We start from the raw sequence: 18,374 nt of genomic DNA on the forward strand, positions 1-18,374 counted from the left end.
CCATGAGCATCACGGACCGCAGCACCGCCGTCGACGTCGTCGACGTGCACAAGAGCTACCACCACCACGAGGTCCTCAAGGGCGTCTCGCTGCACGCCCCCGCCAACACCGTCACCTCGATCCTCGGGCCGAGCGGGTCGGGCAAGTCGACCCTGCTGCGCTCGATCAACCGGCTCATCCCCATCGACTCCGGCATCATCCGCGTCGGCAACCAGATCATCGGCTACGAGGAGCGCGGCGGCAAGTACCACGCCCTGTCGGACCGCGAGATGTGCCGGCAGCGGCAGCGCATCGGCATGGTGTTCCAGAACTTCAACCTGTTCCCCCACAAGACCGTGCTGGCCAACCTCGTCGAGGGACCGCAGGTGGTGCAGCGCCGCCCGCGCCGCGAGACGGAGGCCGAGGCGCGCGAGCTGCTGGCCTCGGTGGGCCTCGCCGAGAAGGCGGACCAGTATCCGGGACAGCTCTCGGGCGGCCAGCAGCAGCGGGTCGCCATCGCGCGCGCCCTCGCCATGAAGCCGGAGCTCATCCTGTTCGACGAGCCCACGAGCGCGCTCGACCCGGAGCTGGTCGGCGAGGTGCTCGACGTGATGCGGCGCCTCGCGGACGGCGCGGAGACCACCATGATCGTCGTCACCCACGAGATCGGCTTCGCCCGCGAGGTCTCCGACCAGGTGGTGTTCATGGCGGACGGTGTCGTGGAGGCGGCGGGCACGCCGTCGGAGGTGCTCGACCCGGAGCGCTCGCCGCGGATCCGCGGCTTCCTCGCCCGGGGGCTCCATTGACCGGGCGGCGCGTGGTGCTGGCCGGAGCGACCGGCGCCCTCGGCCACGCCATCGCCCACGACCTGGCCGAGTCGGGCCATCGCGTCGCCGTGCACGCGCATCGCCGGGCCGACGCCGCCCGCGCCCTCGCCGGCGAGCTGCGCGGCACCGGGCACCTGGTGGTGCAGGCCGACTTCGCCGACGCCGCCCAGACGGATGCGGCGGTCGACGCGATCCTGCGGGCCTGGGGCGACGTCGACCACGTCGTGAACGCCGCCTGGCCCGCCGTCCCCGCCGCGACCGTCGCCGACACCGACGACGCGGCCCTCGAGGCGGGGATGCGCGGCTACCGCGCCCACGCCCACCTGTGCCGGGCGACGGTGCCGAGCCTGCGGCGCACGCGCGGATCGGTCGTCTTCCTCGGCGGCGCGCTCTCGACGCGCCTGCACCCGGGCCTTGGGCAGTTCGGCGCCGGCAAGGCCGCCGCCTCCGCCCTCACCCACGTGCTCGCCCTCGAGGAGGGTCCCGCGGGCGTGCGCGCCAACGTCCTGAGCCTCGGCCGCGTGGCGGTCGACCCCGGCGACGATCTCGCCGAGTCCGCCCCGGTCTTCGCCGCCCTCGACCGCATCGGCGAGCTCCGGCGGGTGCTGCCCCTGCCGACCGCCCGCGAGGTGGCCGCCACCGTGCGATGGCTCATCGCCGACGAGTCGTCCGCGCTGACCGGGCAGACGATCACGCTGGCGGGGGGTGAGCGCGTATGAGCGCCCCGACCCTCCTCATCACCGGCGCCGCCGAGCGCGCCGGGGCCGAGATCGCCCTGGCGTTCGCGGCGCAGGGCTACGACGTCCACCTCAACCACTGGGGCCAGTCCGGCCAGGCCGCCGCCGTGATCGAACGGGCCCGCGACGCCGGCCTCCCCGGCGCCGTGCGCGCCGTCGAAGCCGACGTGTCCGACCCGGCGGCGGCGCGCGCGATGGTCGCCGACGTGGTCGCGCACTCCGGGCGGCTGGACCTGCTGCTGCACAACGCGAGCACCTTCCGCCCGCGCCCCTTCGCCGAGCTCACCGAGGACGACGTGGACACGTCGCTGGGGGTCAACCTGCGCGGACCGCTCTTCCTGTCGCAGGCCGCCGCCGCGGTGATGGTGCCCCAGGGCGGCGGCCGCATCCTCGCGATCCTCGGCAACTCCCTCGAGGAGTCCTGGCCCGATCTCGTGCCCCACATCGTCGCCAAGAGCGCGCTGGCGCGGCTGATGGAGCAGCTCGCCGTCGCGCTCAGCCCCCTGGTGCCCTGCAACAGCGTCGCCCCGACGCAGTTCTACCGCTCCGACGACGGCGTGAACGACGAGCTGCGCCGCGCGCGCGGCGAGGACCCCGTCGCCTCGTCCCTGACCCGGATCAAGGGCGTGCCCGTCCGCGAGACCTCGCTCGCCGACGTGATCGACGTCCTCCTGTTCCTCGCCGCGGCGCCCGCCTCGGTGAACGGCGTGACCATCCGCGTCGACGGGGGCCGTGCGCTGATCTGATCCTCCCGTCCGAACTCCACCTCGACCACCACCTGAAAGGACCACCATGTCTGTAGTCGACGACGTCATCGCCGAACTCGACGCCGAACGCGAGCGCATCTGGCTGACGCTCCCCGAGGACGTCCGCGACCTCGGCAACGGCGTGCTCCCGCGCCTCACCGGGCCGAAGAAGCAGTACTTCACGTCGCTGCTGTACGCCGAGGGCGAGGCGCGGACCCTCGCCGACGAGATCCTCTGGGGATTCATCGAGGTCGCCCGCGACCCCGAGACCGACCTGGCCACCATGAAGAAGCTCGTCACCCAGATCATCGACTACAAGGCCGACTTCTTCGACTTCGTCGGCCTGCCGCTGACCTGCACGTGGATCCATCGCTACGCCGAGGGCGCGCGGGCGGCCGAGACGCTCGAGGAGTTCGCCGCCGTCACCGGCGCCGCCCTCTCGTACACCAACCGCGTCCACATGTGGATCCAGAGCGTCTTCCCGTGGGGCATCGCCAGCGCCTTCCCGCGTGCCGACGCCAAGCAGACCGCCTGAGACCGACCCGACACCCAGAAGGAAGAACCGAGCATGATCATCGATTTCATCGTCGACGGGAAGTACGTCTGCGGCATCCGCATCTTCGAGGACCTCGTCCCGAAGACCGCCGCCGAGTTCCGCCGCCAGCTGCCGCTGCGCACCAAGCTGCAGCACGCCACCCTCGTCGGCGACCAGCTGTTCGCCGTTCTCCCGCTGGTGATCCCCATGGAGAACTACATCCTCACGCAGGACCTCGGCGACATGCGCCGCAAGGAGAAGGGCACCGTCGCCGGCACCGTCGTCTTCTACAGCCCGCGCCAGGTGTTCGGCGTGACCTACAGCGACGACCTCGCCATCGAGCCGCTGGGCAACAGCTTCATCGGAGAGGTCATCGACGGCCTCACCGAGCTCGCCCTGGTCGGCGAGGAGACCTGGCGCAAGCAGGACAAGTTCGTCGAGCTGCGCATCAGGGACGAGGCGGCCGCCGCGGCCTGACCCGCCCCGCTTTCGACGGTCGGAGCGCGCATCCGTGCCCCGACCGCTGGTCGAGCGCGCCCTCGACCGGCCCGAGCAGACCCCCACACCGAAGGAAGGAAGGAACGACATGAGCATCGTCACCGACGTCATCGCGGAGCTCAACACCGAACGCGAGCGGATCTGGCTGGAGTGCCCCCAGGAGATCGTCGACATGGGCAAGGGGATCATCCCGCGCCGCACCGGCAGCCACGGGCAGTACCTGACCACGCTGATGTTCGCCGAGAGCGAGGCCCGCACGCTCTCCGACGAGTACCTGTGGGGCATCATCGAGGCCGCCGAGGAGAACCACCTCGACCTCGCCACCCTGCAGATCCTGACGAGCCAGATCGTCGGCTACAAGGCCGCGTTCTTCGACTTCGTCGGGATGCCGGAGGCCGGCGGCTTCGTCGCCCGCTACGTGGAGGCGGCCGCCGCCGCCACGACCCTCGAGGAGTTCCTCGAGCTCACGGGCGCGGCCATCAGCTACGTCAACAAGGTCCACATGTGGGTCGACGCCGTCTTCCCGTGGGGCGTCACCAACGGCTTCAAGCGCGTCGACGCCTGAACGACCCCGAGAACACGAAGGAGAACCCACTCATGAAGCTCATCATGTCCGTCGACGACACCAAGGTCTGCACGATCCAGGTCTTCGACGAGCTCGTGCCCGGCATCGTCGCGGCACTCAGGGAGAACCTGCCGCAGAAGAGCATCCTGCAGCACGGGAAGATCGTCGGGGAGATGGTCTTCTGGACCATGCCGATCGTGGCGCCCTGGGAGAACGTCTACCTGACCGAGGAGGTCGGGGCCATGCGCCGTGCCGAGAAGGGCTACGCCCGCGGCTCGGTCTGCTGGTACAACCCGCGTCAGCAGTTCTGCGTCGTGTACGGCGACGACCTCGCCGACGAGCCGCTGAAGATCAGCTACATCGGCGAGGTCGTCGAGGGCGAGCTCGAGCTCGCCCTGGCCGGCATGAAGAACTGGCTCCAGCAGGGCCAGGTCGTCTCGCTCGAGATCGCGAGCTGACATCCCCCGTCTCCGACGGCGCCGTGAGTCCGCCGGCGCCGTCGGAGATGCATCCATCCCCTCCCCCCGTTCAGTGAGGTAACCCGTGAACACCGCAGTCCTGCCCCGCACCGCGACAGTCGACGTCACCGTCGGCATCGGTGCGCTGACCTTCGAGGACGTCGTCGCCGTCGCGCGCCACGACGCACCCGTCCGACTCGCCGACGAGGCGCTCGCGGCCATGGCCGCCAGCGCGGACGTGATCGCCGCGCTCGCGTCGGACACCGAGCCGCACTACGGCGTGTCCACCGGCTTCGGCGCACTCGCCTCGAAGCAGATCCCGCTCGAGCGGCGCGCGCAGCTGCAGCGGTCCCTCGTGCGCAGCCACGCGGCGGGGTCGGGCCCGGAGGTCGAGCGCGAGGTCGTCCGCGCGCTGATGCTCCTGCGCCTGTCGACCCTCGCCACCGGCCGCACCGGGGTGCGACCCGTGGTCGCCGAGACCTACGCGGCGGTCATCAACGCGGGGATCACCCCGATCGTCTCCGAGTACGGCAGCCTCGGCTGCTCCGGGGACCTCGCACCGCTCGCCCACTGCGCGCTCGCCCTCCTCGGCGAGGGCGACGTGCGCGACGCTGCCGGCGAGGTGGTCCCGGCGGCCGACGCGCTCGCCGCCGCCGGGATCGCCCCCCTCGTGCTGCGGGAGAAGGAGGGGCTCTCCCTCATCAACGGCACCGACGGCATGCTCGGCATGCTCGTGCTGGCCCTCACCGATCTGCGCGACCTGCTCGCCCTCGCCGACCTCGCCGCCGCCATGAGCGTCGAGGGGCTGCTCGGCACCGACAGCGTGTTCGCCGCCGATCTGCAGGACCTGCGCCCGCATCCCGGGCAGCGCACGTCGGCCGCGAACATCCGCGCCGTGCTCGCCGGATCGGGGCTGCTCGCCCGTCCCGAGGGCTTCACCCGCGTGCAGGACGCCTATTCGCTGCGGTGCGCGCCGCAGGTGCACGGCGGGGCGCGCGACACGATCGCCCACGCGCGCGGCGTGGCCGAGCGCGAGCTGGCGTCCGCCGTCGACAACCCGGCGGTCACCCTCGACGGCCGCGTCGAGTCGAACGGCAACTTCCACGGCGCACCCGTCGCCTACGCGCTCGACTTCCTCGCCATCGTCGTCGCCGACCTCGCGAGCATGAGCGAGCGCCGCACCGACCGCTTCCTCGATCCCTCCCGCAGCCACGGCCTGCACGCGTTCCTCGCCGACGACCCCGGCGTCGACTCGGGGCACATGATCGCCCAGTACACGCAGGCGGGCATCGTGAGCGAGCTCAAGCGTCTCGCGGTGCCGGCGTCGGTCGACTCGATCCCCTCGAGCGCGATGCAGGAGGACCACGTGTCGATGGGGTGGGCCGCCGCCCGCAAGCTCCGCCGCGCGGTCGACGGGCTCGCCCGGGTCGTCGCGATCGAGCTGCTCACCGCGGCCCGCGCGATCGACATGCGCGCACCGCTGCGGCCCTCGCCCGTCACGGCCGCCGTGATCGCACGGCTGCGCACCCGCATCGACGGTCCCGGCACCGACCGTCATCTGGCTCCCGAGATCGCCTCTGCGCACGCGATGGTGGCCGACGGCTCGCTGCTCGAGGCGGCCCGCACGGCAGGAGGAGACCTCGCATGACCACCCTCGGACCCCGTCCCGTCCGCGCCCACCGCGGCACCGGGCTGCACACGCTCGGCTGGCCCCAGGAGGCCGCGCTGCGGATGCTGCAGAACAACCTCGACCCCGAGGTCGCCGAGCACCCGGACGAGCTCATCGTCTACGGCGGCACCGGCAAGGCCGCCCGGGACTGGGCGAGCTTCGACGCGATCTCCCGCACGCTCCAGACCCTGCGCGGCGACGAGACGCTCCTGGTCCAGTCGGGCAAGCCGGTCGGCGTGTTCCAGACGCACGAATGGGCACCGCGGGTGCTGCTGGCCAACTCCAACCTCGTCGGCGACTGGGCCACCTGGGACGAGTTCCGCCGGCTCGAGCACCTCGGGCTCACCATGTACGGCCAGATGACCGCCGGCTCCTGGATCTACATCGGCACCCAGGGCATTCTGCAGGGGACCTACGAGACGTTCGCAGCGGTGGCGGCCAAGCGGTTCGGCGGCACCCTCGCCGGGACGATCACCCTCACCGGCGGCCTCGGCGGAATGGGCGGCGCCCAGCCGCTGGCCGTCACGATGAACGACGGCGTGGCCGTCTGCGTCGACGTCGACGACTCGCGCATCCGGCGCCGCATGGAGCACCGGTACCTGGACGTGCGGGCCGATTCGGTCGCCCACGCGGTGGAGCTCGCCGTCGCGGCCCGCGACGCGCGCCGGCCCCTCAGCATCGGCCTGCTCGGGAACGCCGCCGACGTGTTCCCGCAGCTGCTGGCGATGGGGGCGCCCATCGACATCGTCACCGATCAGACCAGCGCCCACGACCCGCTGGCCTACCTCCCGCGCGAGTACGCGTTCGACGAGTGGGAGTCCGCCCGTCTGGCCGACCCCGCGGGGTTCGCCGACGCGGCGCGGCAGTCGATGGCCCGCCAGGTCGAGGCGATGGTGGGCTTCGCCCAGGCGGGGGCCGAGGTCTTCGACTACGGCAACAACCTCCGCACCGAGGCGCGCGCGGCGGGGTACGCCGACGCGTTCGCGTACCCCGGCTTCGTGCCCGCCTACATCCGCCCGCTCTTCGCGGAGGGGAAGGGGCCGTTCCGGTGGGCGGCGCTCAGCGGCGATCCCCGCGACATCGCCGTCACCGACCGGGCCATCCTCGAGCTCTTCCCCGAGAACGAGTCGCTGGCCAAGTGGATCCGCATCGCGGGGGAGCGGGTGCACTTCCAGGGCCTGCCGGCCCGGATCTGCTGGCTCGGCTACGGCGAGCGGGACCGGGCGGGCCTGCGCTTCAACGAGCTCGTCGCCTCGGGAGAGCTGGCCGCCCCGCTCGCGATCGGGCGGGACCACCTCGACTCCGGAAGCGTCGCGAGCCCCTACCGCGAGACCGAGGCGATGAAGGACGGCTCGGACGCCATCGCCGACTGGCCGCTGCTGAACGCGCTCCTGAACACCGCCTCCGGCGCCTCGTGGGTGTCGCTCCACCACGGCGGCGGCGTGGGCATCGGCCGTTCGCTCCACGCGGGCCAGGTCGCCGTCGCCGACGGCACCGCGCTGGCGGCGGAGAAGCTGGCGCGGGTGCTCACCAACGATCCCGGCATGGGGGTCATCCGTCACGTCGACGCCGGTTATCCGGAGGCGGAGGCGGTGGCCGCCGAGCGCGGCGTGCGGATCCCGATGGGCGCGGCATGACCTCGGTGGTCGGCGGCCTACTGGCCGAGCTCGCCGACGTCGGTCGCACCCGCTCGGGCGGGTACGACCGCGCCGCGTGGACGGCTCCCGACCTGGAGAGCCGGCAGTGGTTCGTGCAGTGCGCGGACGCGCTCGACCTCGAGGTCGAGACCGACCGCAACGGCAACCTCTGGGCGTGGTGGCATCCCGAGCTCGAAGGGTCCGCGCTCGTGCTCGGATCGCACCTGGACAGCGTGCCCGACGGCGGTGCCTACGACGGGCCGCTGGGGATCGCCTCGGCCTTCGCGGCGGTGGCGTCGCTGCGCCGCGACGGCTTCGTGCCCACCCGGCCCCTCGCGGTGGCGGCCTTCGCCGACGAGGAGGGCGCGCGCTTCGGCACCGCGTGCGCCGGTTCCCGCCTGCTGACCGGCGCGCTGCCCGCCGACCGGGCCCTCGCCCTCCGCGACGCCGACGGCACGACCATGGCCGAGGCGATGGCGGCGGCGGGCGTGGACCCCGCGCACGCGGGCGTCGATGCGGCGCGCCTGGCGCGGATCGGCGAGTACATCGAGCTGCACATCGAGCAGGGGCACCTGGCCACCGACGCGGGCGCCGCGGGGCTGTCGGCGGCCGGCGCGCCGGTGGGGGTCGCGGACCGCATCTGGCCGCACGGACGCTGGCGGGTCGACCTGCCGGGTCAGCAGAACCACGCCGGGACCACCCCGATGGCCGCGCGCCGCGATCCGATGGTGCGGCTGGCCCACATCGTCCTCGCGGTGCGCGAGGGCGCGCTCGCGGCGGGTGCGCTCGCCACGGTCGGGAAGGTCACCGTGACCCCCGGGGCGGTGAACGCGGTCGCCGGGAGCGCGTCGCTGTGGATCGACGCGCGCGCAGAGGAGGAGGCGGCGGTGCGGCGGGTGCTCGCCCACGTGCGACGCGTGACGGGGACCGAAGCCGCCGAGGAGTCGTGGACGGCCGAGACCGCGTTCGACCGGGGCCTCACGGCGTCGGTCGCCGCGGCGCTGGGGGGCGTGCCCGTCCTGCCCTCGGGAGCCGGGCACGACGCGGGCGTGTTCGCCCTCGCGGGGATCCCCACCACGATGCTCCTCGTGCGCAATCCGTCGGGCGTCTCGCACGCACCCGAGGAGCGCGCCGACGACGCCGACTGCGAGCACGGGGTCGACGCGCTCATCACCGCCATCCGACACCGGGCCGGCTGATGGACGCGTTCTGGTGCGAGCGCGCGGTCCTGGGCGACGGCGTCGCCCGGGGCGTGCGCATCGAGGCGGGCGACGGCATCATCCGCGACGTCGAGGTCGACGCCGATCCGCGGCCGGGCGACCTCCGCCTGCACGGCGTCGCGCTGCCCGGACTGGCCAACGCGCATTCGCACGCCTTCCATCGTGCGCTGCGGGGGGTCACCCACGCCGACGGCGGCACGTTCTGGACGTGGCGCACCGAGATGTACCGGGTGAGCGCGCGGCTGGACCCCGACACGTATCGGCGGCTGGCGACCGCGGTCTTCGCGGAGATGGTGCTGGCCGGCTACACGGTCGTCGGCGAGTTCCACTACGTCCACGGCCGGCCCGACGGCACCCCGTATGCCGACGCCGACATGGAGCGCGCGCTGCTCGAGGCCGCGACGGCCGCGGGCATCCGCCTCACGCTGCTCGACACCCTGTACCTGCGGGGCGGACTGGACGCCGACGGCGCGCCGGTGCCGCTCGGGGAGGAGCAGCTGCGGTTCAGCGACGGATCGGTCGAGGCGTGGGCGTCCCGGCGCGCACGCCTCGCGCCGGGACCCACCGCGCGCATCGGCGCCGCCGTGCACTCCCTGCGCGCCGTGGGCGCCGAGGATCTCGCCGCCTTCCGGGCGGCCACCCGCCGCGCGCCGGTGCACGCGCACGTCTCCGAGCAGCCCGCCGAGAACGCACAGGTGCGCGCGGCGACCGGGACGACGCCCACCGGGCTGCTGGCGGCGGCCGGCCTCCTCGGTCCGGACTTCACCGCCGTGCACGCCACCCACCTCGACGACGCCGACGTCGCCGCCCTCGGAGGCACCGGCTCCGGGGTCTGCTTCTGCCCCACGACCGAGCGCGACCTGGCCGACGGCATCGGTCCCGCCCACGCCCTCCACGCGGCGGGTGCGCGGCTGTCGCTGGGCACCGACCAGCACGCGATGGTCGACCCCTTCGAGGAGCTACGGGGGCTGGAGATGGACGACCGGCTCGCCTCCGGGCGACGCGGCAGGTTCACCCCGGCCGCGCTCCTGCGCGCCGCGTCGGAGACGGGCTACCGCTCACTCGGCTGGGAGGGCGGTGTCCTCCGCCGCGGTGCGGCCTGCGACCTCGTCGTGCTCGACGACGCGAGCCCGCGGACCGCCGGGGCCCGCGCGGACCAGCTGTGGCTCGCGGCCACGGCGGCCGACGTCACCGACGTGATCGTCGGCGGACGGCGCGTCGTCGCCGGGGGCCGGCACGAGCTGGGCGACATCGGCCGCCTGCTGCGCGACGCCATCGCGGCGGTGCGGACGTGAGCACCCTCGTCGACCGGATCGGCCTCCTCGTCACCAACGACGAGGCGATCGGACCGGGCACGGCGGAGCTGCGCGATGCCGCCGTCGTCGTCGAGGCGGGACGGGTGGCGTGGGTCGGCCCCGCGGCGGGCGCGCCCGCGGCCGACGACCGGATCGATGCCGCCGGCCGCTGCGTCATCCCCGGCTTCGTCGACAGCCACGCGCACCTCGTCTTCGCGGGCGATCGGTCCGAGGAGTTCGTGCACCGGATGCGAGGGGAGGCCTATGGCGCCGGCGGCATCGCCCACACCGTCGCCGCCACCCGTGCGGCCTCCGACGAGCTCCTCCGGGACGGCGCCGCGGCACTGGTCGCGGAGATGCGCGCGCAGGGCACGACGACCGTCGAGATCAAGAGCGGCTACGGCCTGACCGTCGACGACGAGGCCCGGTCGTTGCGGATCGCGCGCGGGCTCACGCCGGAGACGACGTTCCTCGGAGCCCACGTGCCGCCGCCCGAGTACCGGCACGACGTCGCCGGCTACGTGGACCTCGTGACGGGTCCGATGCTCGCCGCCGCCGCACCGCACGCCCGCTGGATCGACGCGTTCTGCGAGCGCGGCGCCTTCGACGTCGACCAGGCGCGCACCGTGCTCGAAGCCGGACGCGCACAGGGGCTCGGTCTCCGCCTCCACGCGGGGCAGCTGGGACCGTCGGACGGCGTCCGGCTGGCCGTCGAGCTGGATGCCGCGGCGGTCGACCACTGCACCCATCTGACCGCGGACGACGTCGATGCGCTCGCCGCCGGGCGCACCGTCGCCACGCTCCTCCCGGGCGTCGAGTTCTCCACGCGGCAGCCCTACCCCGACGCGCGCGCCCTCGTCGATGCCGGCGTCGCCGTCGCCATCGCCACCGACTGCAACCCGGGGTCGAGCTTCACCTCGTCGATGGCGCTGTGCATCGCCCTCGCGGTGCGCGAGATGGGCCTGACCCCCGCGGAGGCGCTGCGTGCGGCGACGGCGGGAGGCGCCGCCGCCCTCCGCCGCGACGACGTCGGCGTGATCCGGCCCGGGGCCGCGGCCGATCTCGTCGTCCTGGGGGCGCCGTCGTACGTGCATCTGGCCTACCGGCCGGGGGTGCCGCTCGTGGACGACGTCATCGCGGGCGGCGTGCGGGCGCGGCCCTGACTCCCGTGTCAAGCCACTGGGGTCCCGGTGATCCCCCGCCTAGCGTGGGCGGGGCCGCCGTGAGACCACGGCGGGCGCGAGGGGAGCACGGGATGCCGACACGAGAACGTCTGTCCGCGGCCGGAGGGCTCGTCCTGCGTGCGCTGTTCGCCGCCCTCGCCGCGGTGCGCCGTCCCCGGCCGATCCACCCGCGCGGCGTCGCGCTGGTGGGGACGGCGACGTGGATCGGCGCCTCGCAGTCCGGCATCCGCTGGGTCGACGATCCGCCGCCTTCGCCGCAGCAGGTCACCGCCCGGGTCTCCCGCTCGGCCGGGTTCCCCGCGCCCCTTCCCGACGTCATCGGCCTGGCGCTCCGGTTCCGCACCGACGAGGTCCCGGCCGATCTCGAGCTGGCGTCGACGGGCGCGGGAGTGCCCGGCCGGTTCGCGCTGCTGCTCCACGGCTCGCCGTCGCGGGCGCACCTCGGCACGCTGCTGCCCTACACCGGCGACCGCGGGCCGGTTCTGCTGGCGGCGCGCACGGTGACGCCGACCGACCTGCCGACGGCGCTTCCGGCGCTCGGCGCCAGGCTGCGGCAGGAGCCGTGGCGCCTGCGGCTCTTCGTGGCCACGCCCCGCGGCGCCTGGCATCCCTTCGCCGACCTCGAGCTGCGCAGCGCCGGGCTGCCGTCGGACACGGCGGACCGGTTCGATGCGGGTCGCCGGCTCCTGCCCGGGGCGCGGATGCCGCCGTGGGTGCGCGCCCTGCGCCAGCCCTCGTACGACGCGGTCCAGCGCGACCGCTGAACCGCCGCGCCGCGCCGGAGCGCGTTCAGGAGCTGCGGGGCGTCCGGTTCTCCGCGCTGATCATCCACGCGTACTGCTCGAGCTTCTCGATGACCGCGTGCAGGATGTCGGCGCTCGTCGGGTCTTCCTCGTCGACGGCGTCGTGCACGTCGCGGCAGGTGGTGACGGTGTCCTCGAGCCGCACGGTCACGAGGTCGATGACCTCGGTGGTCGAGATCTCGCCCTGCGGGAACTCCGGGAGCGTGGTCGAGGCCGAGACCGTGTCGCTGCGCCCATCGGGAAGGGCGTGGAGTGCGCGCATGCGCTCGGCGATCGTGTCGCTGAACTCGCGTGCGGCCTCGATGATCTCGTCGAGCTGCAGGTGCGTGTCGCGGAAGTTCGTGCCGATGACGTTCCAGTGCGCCTGCTTGCCCTGCGAGGCGAGCTCGATGAGGTCGACGAGCACCTTCTGCAGGTTGTCGCCCAGCGCCTTGGAGGCGGTGAAGCCGCTCTCGGCGTTCTGCTCCTCGGTGAGACGGGCGCCCCGGGCGGGCTTGCGCTTGTTCTTCGTGGTCGTCGTGGTAGCCATGGGGCGAACCTACGTCCTCGGGCCCGGGAAGCGAACGGGGATTGCACGGTGCTCCGCGCGGTGCTAACGCCGGTGCGACGCCCGGTGACGCACCGGCGAAGAGGATCTCCGAGCCGATGCGAGGATGGGTCCGTGCCCGACCTCTCCGCGCTCGCCTGGGCGCTGCTCGCGCTCGGGGCGGTCGTGGTCGGCCTCTCCAAGACCGCGATCCCCGGGGCCGGCTCGCTCGCGGTCGCGGTGTTCGCGGCGGTGCTGCCGGCGCGAACCTCGACGGCGACGCTGCTGGTCCTGCTGATCGTCGGCGACGTGATCGCACTGGCCCTCTACCGCCGGCACGCGGACTGGGCGACCCTGCTGAGGCTGGCACCGGCGGTCGTCCTGGGGATCGTGGTGGGGGCGGTCTTCCTCGCCGTCGCCGACGACACCGGCGTCCGCCGCGTGATCGGGGTCATCCTCCTGGCGCTCGTGCTGACGACGCTGTGGCTCCGACGGCGGCAGGGCGAGAAGGCGCGCTCGGGCGTCGGGGCGCTCATCGGCTACGGCACCCTCGGCGGGTTCACGACCATGGTCGCCAACGCCGGCGGCCCCGTGATGTCCATGTACTTCCTGGCCGCCCGCTTCGACGTGCGCGCGTTCCTCGGGACCGCGGCGTGGTTCTTCGCCATCGTGAACGTCTCGAAGGTGCCGATCGCGGTCGGTCTCGGTCTCCTCACCCCGCAGAGCCTGCTCGTCGACCTCGTGCTCGTCCCCGCCGTCCTCGTGGGCGGCGCCATCGGCTGGCGGATCGCCGGACGCCTCACGCAGGCGGCGTTCGACCGCATCGTGCTGACCCTGACGACGCTGACGGCGCTGTACCTCATCGTGGCGCCCTGACCGCTCCCTGCTCCGGCGGCGGCGGGGATCAGTTCGGCTGGATCCGCGTCACGGCCACGGCGTCGGCGAACAGGCCCGACGTGGTGGCGACGGTCAGCCGCGCGGCGTCCCTGGCGAGCGGCAGCTGGATGCGGAGGGCCCGATCGAGCGTCAGGTCGTAGCTCGCCCCGAACCGGCGGCCGCCGATCACCCCCGAGACCTGCGCCTGCGCCGGTCCCGCGAGCGCGTCGCCGACCAGCTCCCACCGGCCGATGCCGGGGCGGACGTTGAGCGTCAGCGGTGCGGCCGACTCCGCCGGCAGGTCGACGAAGCGGGCCTGCACGACGTCGCCGCGCAGCCCGACCCGATTGGTGACGGCGACGGTGACCCGCCGGCCCGTCCCCGGGGCGACGGTCAGCGTGTTGGCCGCCGTGCGCAGGTTCTGCCCGGCGATCCGCAGCACCGAGCCGGGGCGGCCGTCGTGGTGCACGACGTACTCCCGCAGCGCGTGGGCGATGGCGATCCGCCCGCCGTCGCCGTGGACGGCGACCGTGTCGAGCACGAAGTCGTCGCTGTACAGCGCCTTCACGATGGCCCCGACCTCCGAGGCGAGCCCCTCGCCCAGGCGCCCCCGGAAGGACGACCGTGCGAGCAGGCCGAGCGGTGCCGCGTCGGATGCGAGCTCGACCACGGCGGCGCGCTCCTCGCCCTCCGGCAGGCGCGCGGCGAGCGCCAGCAGTCCGGAGCGCAGCGGCGGAAGCTCGGCGAGCGACTCCGCCGCCGGCACCGCCTGCCGGGCCGCAGCCTCGGCGTCGCGCGCAGCGACGACGAGCGGCGTGCGGTCGAAGGCGATCGCGTCCAGACGCAGTCGCCTGCCGCCGTGCAACCTCTCCGACCCTTCCAGCGCCCCGCGTCCGATGACGACGCCGAGGTCGATGCCGCCGAGCTCGTCCCGCAGCCGTCGGTGTCCTCCGCGCGGTCCGCGCCGGTGCAGCGCGGGCTCCCGCCGGGCGCGGGCGAGCAGGCCCGACGCCTTCGCGAGCCGTCGGACGACCTGCGGCGTGAGGCGGTCCTCGAAGCGCGCGTCGATGCGCAGGTCGTCGATGCGCAGGCCGTCCGTCACCCGCCGCCCCGGGTCGCCCGTGCGCGCGTAGTCGGGCACCGGGACGAACCCGTTCGGCGCCCCGGCGCTCCGGGCCGCCGGCGACGGCTCGCCCGTCAGGAGCAGGTTCTCGCCCTCGGGGGTCGTGATGCCGGTGGCCGCCTCGCCGTCGCCGAGGATCGCGATGGTGCCGCCGAGGATCAGACGGAGCGCATCCCAGATCGGGAGCCGTGCCGCGCCGGCGAACGTGTGGAACGGCAGGAAGTACAGGCGTCCGCCCGACCACTCCCCGCCGGCGTACGAGCTTCCGCCGGCGTACGAGAACGTGTTCGCGCCCGGGTCGACGAGGACCTTCCGCGGTCCGCCGGTGAAGTTGGGGTCGAGCACCTCGATCTCCCAGACCGGTGTCGTGTCGTTCCAGCGGATCGGCCGCACGACGTGTGGCGCCCCCGAGAAGTCGTAGTCCTGCGCGAGGCACAGCACCGGGTCCTGCCCTGCCGCGTGCGCGGCCCGCGTCATCCGGAAGACGTCGACCGGGTCGTGCGTGTTGCCCGAGAGGAACAGCGCGACGAACGCCCAGATCGCCTCGGAGCCGACCTGCGACTGGTGGCGGATGTTGATGAACTCCTCGAGGCCCGATGCCCAGGCCGCCGAGCCGAACCGGTCCAGCGGCAGCTGGTAGATGCCCGAGCCCTTCTCGGCGAGGATCCCCGCCGCGCTGAAGCCCATGCAGTTGCCGTTCGCGGACAGCCCCTTCGAGACGAGCTCGTAGAAGATGCTCTCGATGCCGTCGGTGATGTCCCACCACTCGGGCTCGCTGTCCACCTCGGGGAACGCCTTCGCGAACGTGTTCCGCGAGACGCGCTCGGTCGACGGGTTGCCCGTGCCCCAGTGCCGCTGCGCGTCGGTGAAGCCCCCCGGGGGCGGCAGGAGCGAGACCGACGCCGTGATGCTCTTGATCATCCGGAAGGCGCCGGAGTTCAGGATGCCCTGGTTCTCGCGCAGTCCCCAGCCGTTGCCGGCGTCGAGGCGCTTCTGCCAGAGCCCCAGCCGCGGCCGGTCCTCGGGGTCGCGCTCATGGACGTCGACCCGCAGCTCGTACGAGCGTCCGGGCCACGGCTCGATCCGCGCCGCGAGATCCCGGTCGATGTGGCGGATGTTCTGGCCGTCGCTGACGTCCTGGAAGCCCGCGACCTGCACGCCGTCGCGCAGCAGGGCGACGTCGATCGTCAGATCGTTCTGCCCTCGGCCGAAGCCCTCGTCCTCCTTCGTGTCGACGGTGCCGATGCGGACCATCAGGGGTGCGAGCTCCATGGCGCCCGCGTCGGGATACCAGGCGATCGCGCCGCGCTCGAAGGTGTTGTACCGGGCGCCGGGGGCGTCGGGAAGGTCGAGCTCGTCGGAGGTGGGGAAGCCGAGCCGTCCCTGGGGCCCGCCGACGCTGCGGTAGAAGTCGGCGATGGCGCCGTAGACGACGTGGGCGCCGGTGGCAGGACTCCAGAAGAAGGTGCCGTTCGCGAAGCGCGAGTAGCGGCCGAGGTCCGTGCCGCCGCCGGGGCGGACGATCGGGAGCTCGTGGGTCTTCGGGAAGCCCCAGGCCGCGACGCCGCCGGTCGCGTGGAAGGCCTGCAGGATCGCGCCGTGCACCTCGAAGGCGGTGGACGTGCCGTCCTCCAGGTAGATCTCCCCGCCGGTGAAGCGCTGGAACAGCCCGCCGGCGACGGCCTGCTCGGCGGCGACCGGGGTGCCCAGCAGCGCCGCCTCGCCGACCGACTCGTAGGCGACGTAGATCTCCTCGAACACGGGGAAGGCGCCGGTGGCGGCCGTCCAGTAGACCGCCCCGTGCGAGAACAGGTTCTTGCGCACCGTCGGCAGGGCGCCCGTGATCTCGTCGGAGACGGGGAACCCCAGGAGCGCCCGCTGCGTGAGCCGGCCGTACTCGTCGCGGATGGCGCCGTGGATCTCGAAGGCCGCGCCGACGTCGGCGGTGTAGCGGATGTCGGCCCCGGCGAAGCGGCGCACCGTGGACTGCGCCGCGGCGTCCGTCTCGGGCGGGCCCGCCGGCGCACCCGCGTCGAAGGGGAGGGTCCACCGCTTGGCGTCGATCATGCCCGCGGGGGAGAGGCGCCAGTCGTCGACCAGGGCGTCGAGGCCGGACGGGACGTCGTCGGCCCACGCGGCCGCCGCGAGGTCGCCGGCGAACGGGAACGTCGTCCCGTCCGGGAGCGTGCCGATGCTCAGCGAGGTGCCGGCTGCGGGGGCGATCGTCGCCTCCGGCAGCGCAGTCGCCGCCAGGAGCACCCCCGCCGTCTCGTCGAGGACCGCCACGACGTCGTCGTCCACCACGAGCGCGACCGATGACCACTGGTCGATCGGATGGGTGGCGTCGGCGACGGCGAGGCGCCACGATCCCGCCACGGTCTGCACCGCGCCGCACACGCGCACCGCGGTGGCGTCTCCCGCGACCGGCTCGATCCACAGGACGGCCGGCACCTGGGCGGACTCGATGAGGTTCTGGCGCTCGGTCACCGTTCCCCGCGCGGCGAACACGACGCGGAAGACGAACCGCTCCCGGTCGGCCGGCGCCGGCGCGGCGGCGAGCTGCGCCCGGGCGCCCGGGCCGAACCGGACCGCGTCGGCGAACGTGCCGAGGGGTGTCGTCCCGGGCCCGGTCACGGCGGTCAGACCGCTCTGATCGACGGGTGCCGCGGCGACCGAATCGGTCAGGATCCCTGCGGCGGCGCTGAGGTGGACGAGCTCTGTCATGACGACTCCTTCGATCACCGGTGAAGAGCCGCACCGCCCGCGACTGATACATCACGGGCCGCGCCGGACGCGCCCCGCGGTGAGGGGGGTTATGCACGGGGCGCGCGGGGCGTACTGTGCAGAGGAAGCCTCTCTGGCTCCGGGTCGAGTCGGGGGGCTCCCCGGAGTCAGCTTTCCCGCGTCGGACCGCTCGGACGCCGCACCTGCTAGGCTGGGTGTCGGTCTCGAGCCGGTTCGTCCCCAAATCGTCTGCCTCGCTGAAGAGCTGCAGATGGGTTGATGATGGTTTGCTCGACACCCCCGACATCTCTCCGGCGCTGTGCGCCCCTTCGAAGGCTTCCTGATTCTCCCTCCTTTCTCTCCTGCGTCGCTGCACTGGCGCCAGGCCGATGACGACGTGCACGTCGCCGTCGACGACTCCGGGTACGCCGGGTTCGTCGCCGCGCTCCCCGAGGGCTTCGAAGCCCACACCGGTCTCGGCAGGATGCTCGGCGTCTTCCCGACCTCCGATGCCGCGCGCCAGGCCGTCACGGCCGCGCAGGCCCTCCCCGCGCTTCGGCGCGCCCCCCATCGTCCGCGGCGGATTCATCGTCGCGGCAACCCGGGCCGCTCCGGCGGTCCAAGAAACAAGAAGAGGAACACGATGGCCACTGGCACCGTGAAATGGTTCAACTCCGAGAAGGGCTTCGGGTTCATCGCTCCCGATGACGGCTCGGCCGATCTCTTCGCGCACTTCAGCGCGATCGCTGGTGAGGGCTTCAAGGAGCTCCGCGAGGACCAGAAGGTGGAGTTCGACGCTGAGCGCGGACCCAAGGGCATGCAGGCTGCGAACATCCGCGCACTGTGATCGCCCGGTCGGCCGGCGCACGCTCCTGTGCGTCGGCTGACCATCCGCTCCGAGTCTCGGAGCATTCCGATCGGGACATGTCGACGCGCGTACAGTCAGTACCAGCGATCGGCTTCCGCCCTTGG

The 18,374-nt window shown here is 73.4% G+C and carries 17 protein-coding genes; 15 read left to right on the forward strand and 2 right to left on the reverse strand.

The window, feature by feature from the left end:
• Positions 1-2: 2 nt before the first annotated feature.
• The 13 genes from ACPWUT_RS01720 to ACPWUT_RS01780 all read left to right on the forward strand — a co-directional run bounded on the left by ACPWUT_RS01720 (position 3) and on the right by ACPWUT_RS01780 (position 12,114).
• Complete coding sequence (locus ACPWUT_RS01720; protein WP_284528705.1) at positions 3-785, forward strand: amino acid ABC transporter ATP-binding protein; 783 nt, start codon at positions 3-5, stop codon at positions 783-785.
• Positions 782-1,525, forward strand: a complete 744-nt coding sequence (locus tag ACPWUT_RS01725; RefSeq protein ID WP_425840009.1) for an SDR family NAD(P)-dependent oxidoreductase — start codon at positions 782-784, stop codon at positions 1,523-1,525. The genes ACPWUT_RS01720 and ACPWUT_RS01725 overlap by 4 nt, the downstream gene beginning before the upstream one ends.
• On the forward strand, positions 1,522-2,289 hold the full coding sequence (locus ACPWUT_RS01730; protein WP_284528707.1) for an SDR family NAD(P)-dependent oxidoreductase: 768 nt from the start codon (positions 1,522-1,524) through the stop codon (positions 2,287-2,289). The genes ACPWUT_RS01725 and ACPWUT_RS01730 overlap by 4 nt, the downstream gene beginning before the upstream one ends.
• Positions 2,290-2,335: 46 nt before the next feature.
• The gene (locus tag ACPWUT_RS01735; RefSeq protein WP_284528708.1) at positions 2,336-2,824 is read left to right on the forward strand and encodes a hypothetical protein; all 489 of its coding nucleotides are present in this window, start codon (positions 2,336-2,338) and stop codon (positions 2,822-2,824) included.
• Positions 2,825-2,857: 33 nt separating this feature from the next.
• Positions 2,858-3,301: a hypothetical protein gene (locus tag ACPWUT_RS01740; RefSeq protein WP_425840014.1), complete on the forward strand. Its 444-nt coding sequence runs from the start codon at positions 2,858-2,860 to the stop codon at positions 3,299-3,301.
• A 109-nt stretch (positions 3,302-3,410) separates the two neighbouring features.
• Positions 3,411-3,887 carry a hypothetical protein gene (locus ACPWUT_RS01745; protein WP_284528710.1) on the forward strand — a complete coding sequence of 159 codons (477 nt, stop codon included), beginning with the start codon at positions 3,411-3,413 and terminating at the stop codon, positions 3,885-3,887.
• A gap of 32 nt (positions 3,888-3,919) precedes the next feature.
• A complete protein-coding gene (locus ACPWUT_RS01750) occupies positions 3,920-4,345 on the forward strand; it encodes a hypothetical protein (protein WP_284528711.1) in 426 nt (141 codons plus the stop codon).
• 85 nt (positions 4,346-4,430) lie between these two features.
• On the forward strand, positions 4,431-5,993 hold the full coding sequence (gene hutH / locus ACPWUT_RS01755) for a histidine ammonia-lyase (RefSeq protein WP_284528712.1): 1,563 nt from the start codon (positions 4,431-4,433) through the stop codon (positions 5,991-5,993).
• Positions 5,990-7,651 (forward strand): urocanate hydratase, encoded by a 1,662-nt coding sequence (gene hutU / locus ACPWUT_RS01760; RefSeq protein WP_284528713.1) that lies wholly within the window; start codon positions 5,990-5,992, stop codon positions 7,649-7,651. Before hutH ends, hutU begins: the two co-directional genes overlap by 4 nt.
• Positions 7,648-8,850 carry an allantoate amidohydrolase gene (locus ACPWUT_RS01765; RefSeq protein WP_284528714.1) on the forward strand — a complete coding sequence of 401 codons (1,203 nt, stop codon included), beginning with the start codon at positions 7,648-7,650 and terminating at the stop codon, positions 8,848-8,850. Before hutU ends, ACPWUT_RS01765 begins: the two co-directional genes overlap by 4 nt.
• The gene (locus ACPWUT_RS01770; protein WP_425840019.1) at positions 8,850-10,166 is read left to right on the forward strand and encodes a formimidoylglutamate deiminase; all 1,317 of its coding nucleotides are present in this window, start codon (positions 8,850-8,852) and stop codon (positions 10,164-10,166) included. Before ACPWUT_RS01765 ends, ACPWUT_RS01770 begins: the two co-directional genes overlap by 1 nt.
• Positions 10,163-11,329, forward strand: coding sequence for an imidazolonepropionase (hutI, locus tag ACPWUT_RS01775; protein ID WP_425840022.1), 1,167 nt, complete (start codon positions 10,163-10,165; stop codon positions 11,327-11,329). The genes ACPWUT_RS01770 and hutI overlap by 4 nt, the downstream gene beginning before the upstream one ends.
• Before the next feature lie 92 nt (positions 11,330-11,421).
• Positions 11,422-12,114 carry a hypothetical protein gene (locus ACPWUT_RS01780; protein WP_425840024.1) on the forward strand — a complete coding sequence of 231 codons (693 nt, stop codon included), beginning with the start codon at positions 11,422-11,424 and terminating at the stop codon, positions 12,112-12,114.
• Between the two features lie 25 nt (positions 12,115-12,139).
• Here the strand turns inward: ACPWUT_RS01780 and ACPWUT_RS01785 are convergent, their stop codons facing one another.
• On the reverse strand, positions 12,140-12,682 hold the full coding sequence (locus tag ACPWUT_RS01785; protein ID WP_425840027.1) for a Dps family protein: 543 nt from the start codon (positions 12,680-12,682) through the stop codon (positions 12,140-12,142).
• A 132-nt stretch (positions 12,683-12,814) separates the two neighbouring features.
• On the opposite strand from ACPWUT_RS01785, the gene ACPWUT_RS01790 reads away from it, so the two are divergent.
• Positions 12,815-13,555 carry a sulfite exporter TauE/SafE family protein gene (locus ACPWUT_RS01790; RefSeq protein WP_425840031.1) on the forward strand — a complete coding sequence of 247 codons (741 nt, stop codon included), beginning with the start codon at positions 12,815-12,817 and terminating at the stop codon, positions 13,553-13,555.
• A 28-nt stretch (positions 13,556-13,583) separates the two neighbouring features.
• Here ACPWUT_RS01790 and ACPWUT_RS01795 read toward each other — a convergent pair whose 3' ends face one another.
• Entirely contained in the window at positions 13,584-17,402 is a 3,819-nt protein-coding gene (locus ACPWUT_RS01795) for a hypothetical protein (protein WP_425840039.1), read from the reverse strand.
• A gap of 643 nt (positions 17,403-18,045) precedes the next feature.
• On the opposite strand from ACPWUT_RS01795, the gene ACPWUT_RS01800 reads away from it, so the two are divergent.
• Entirely contained in the window at positions 18,046-18,249 is a 204-nt protein-coding gene (locus ACPWUT_RS01800) for a cold-shock protein (protein WP_284528818.1), read from the forward strand.
• The last annotated feature ends 125 nt before the right edge of the window (positions 18,250-18,374 follow it).

It is taken from the genome of Microbacterium sp. PA5, assembly GCF_049860775.1.
Classification (GTDB): Bacteria; Actinomycetota; Actinomycetes; order Actinomycetales; family Microbacteriaceae; genus Microbacterium.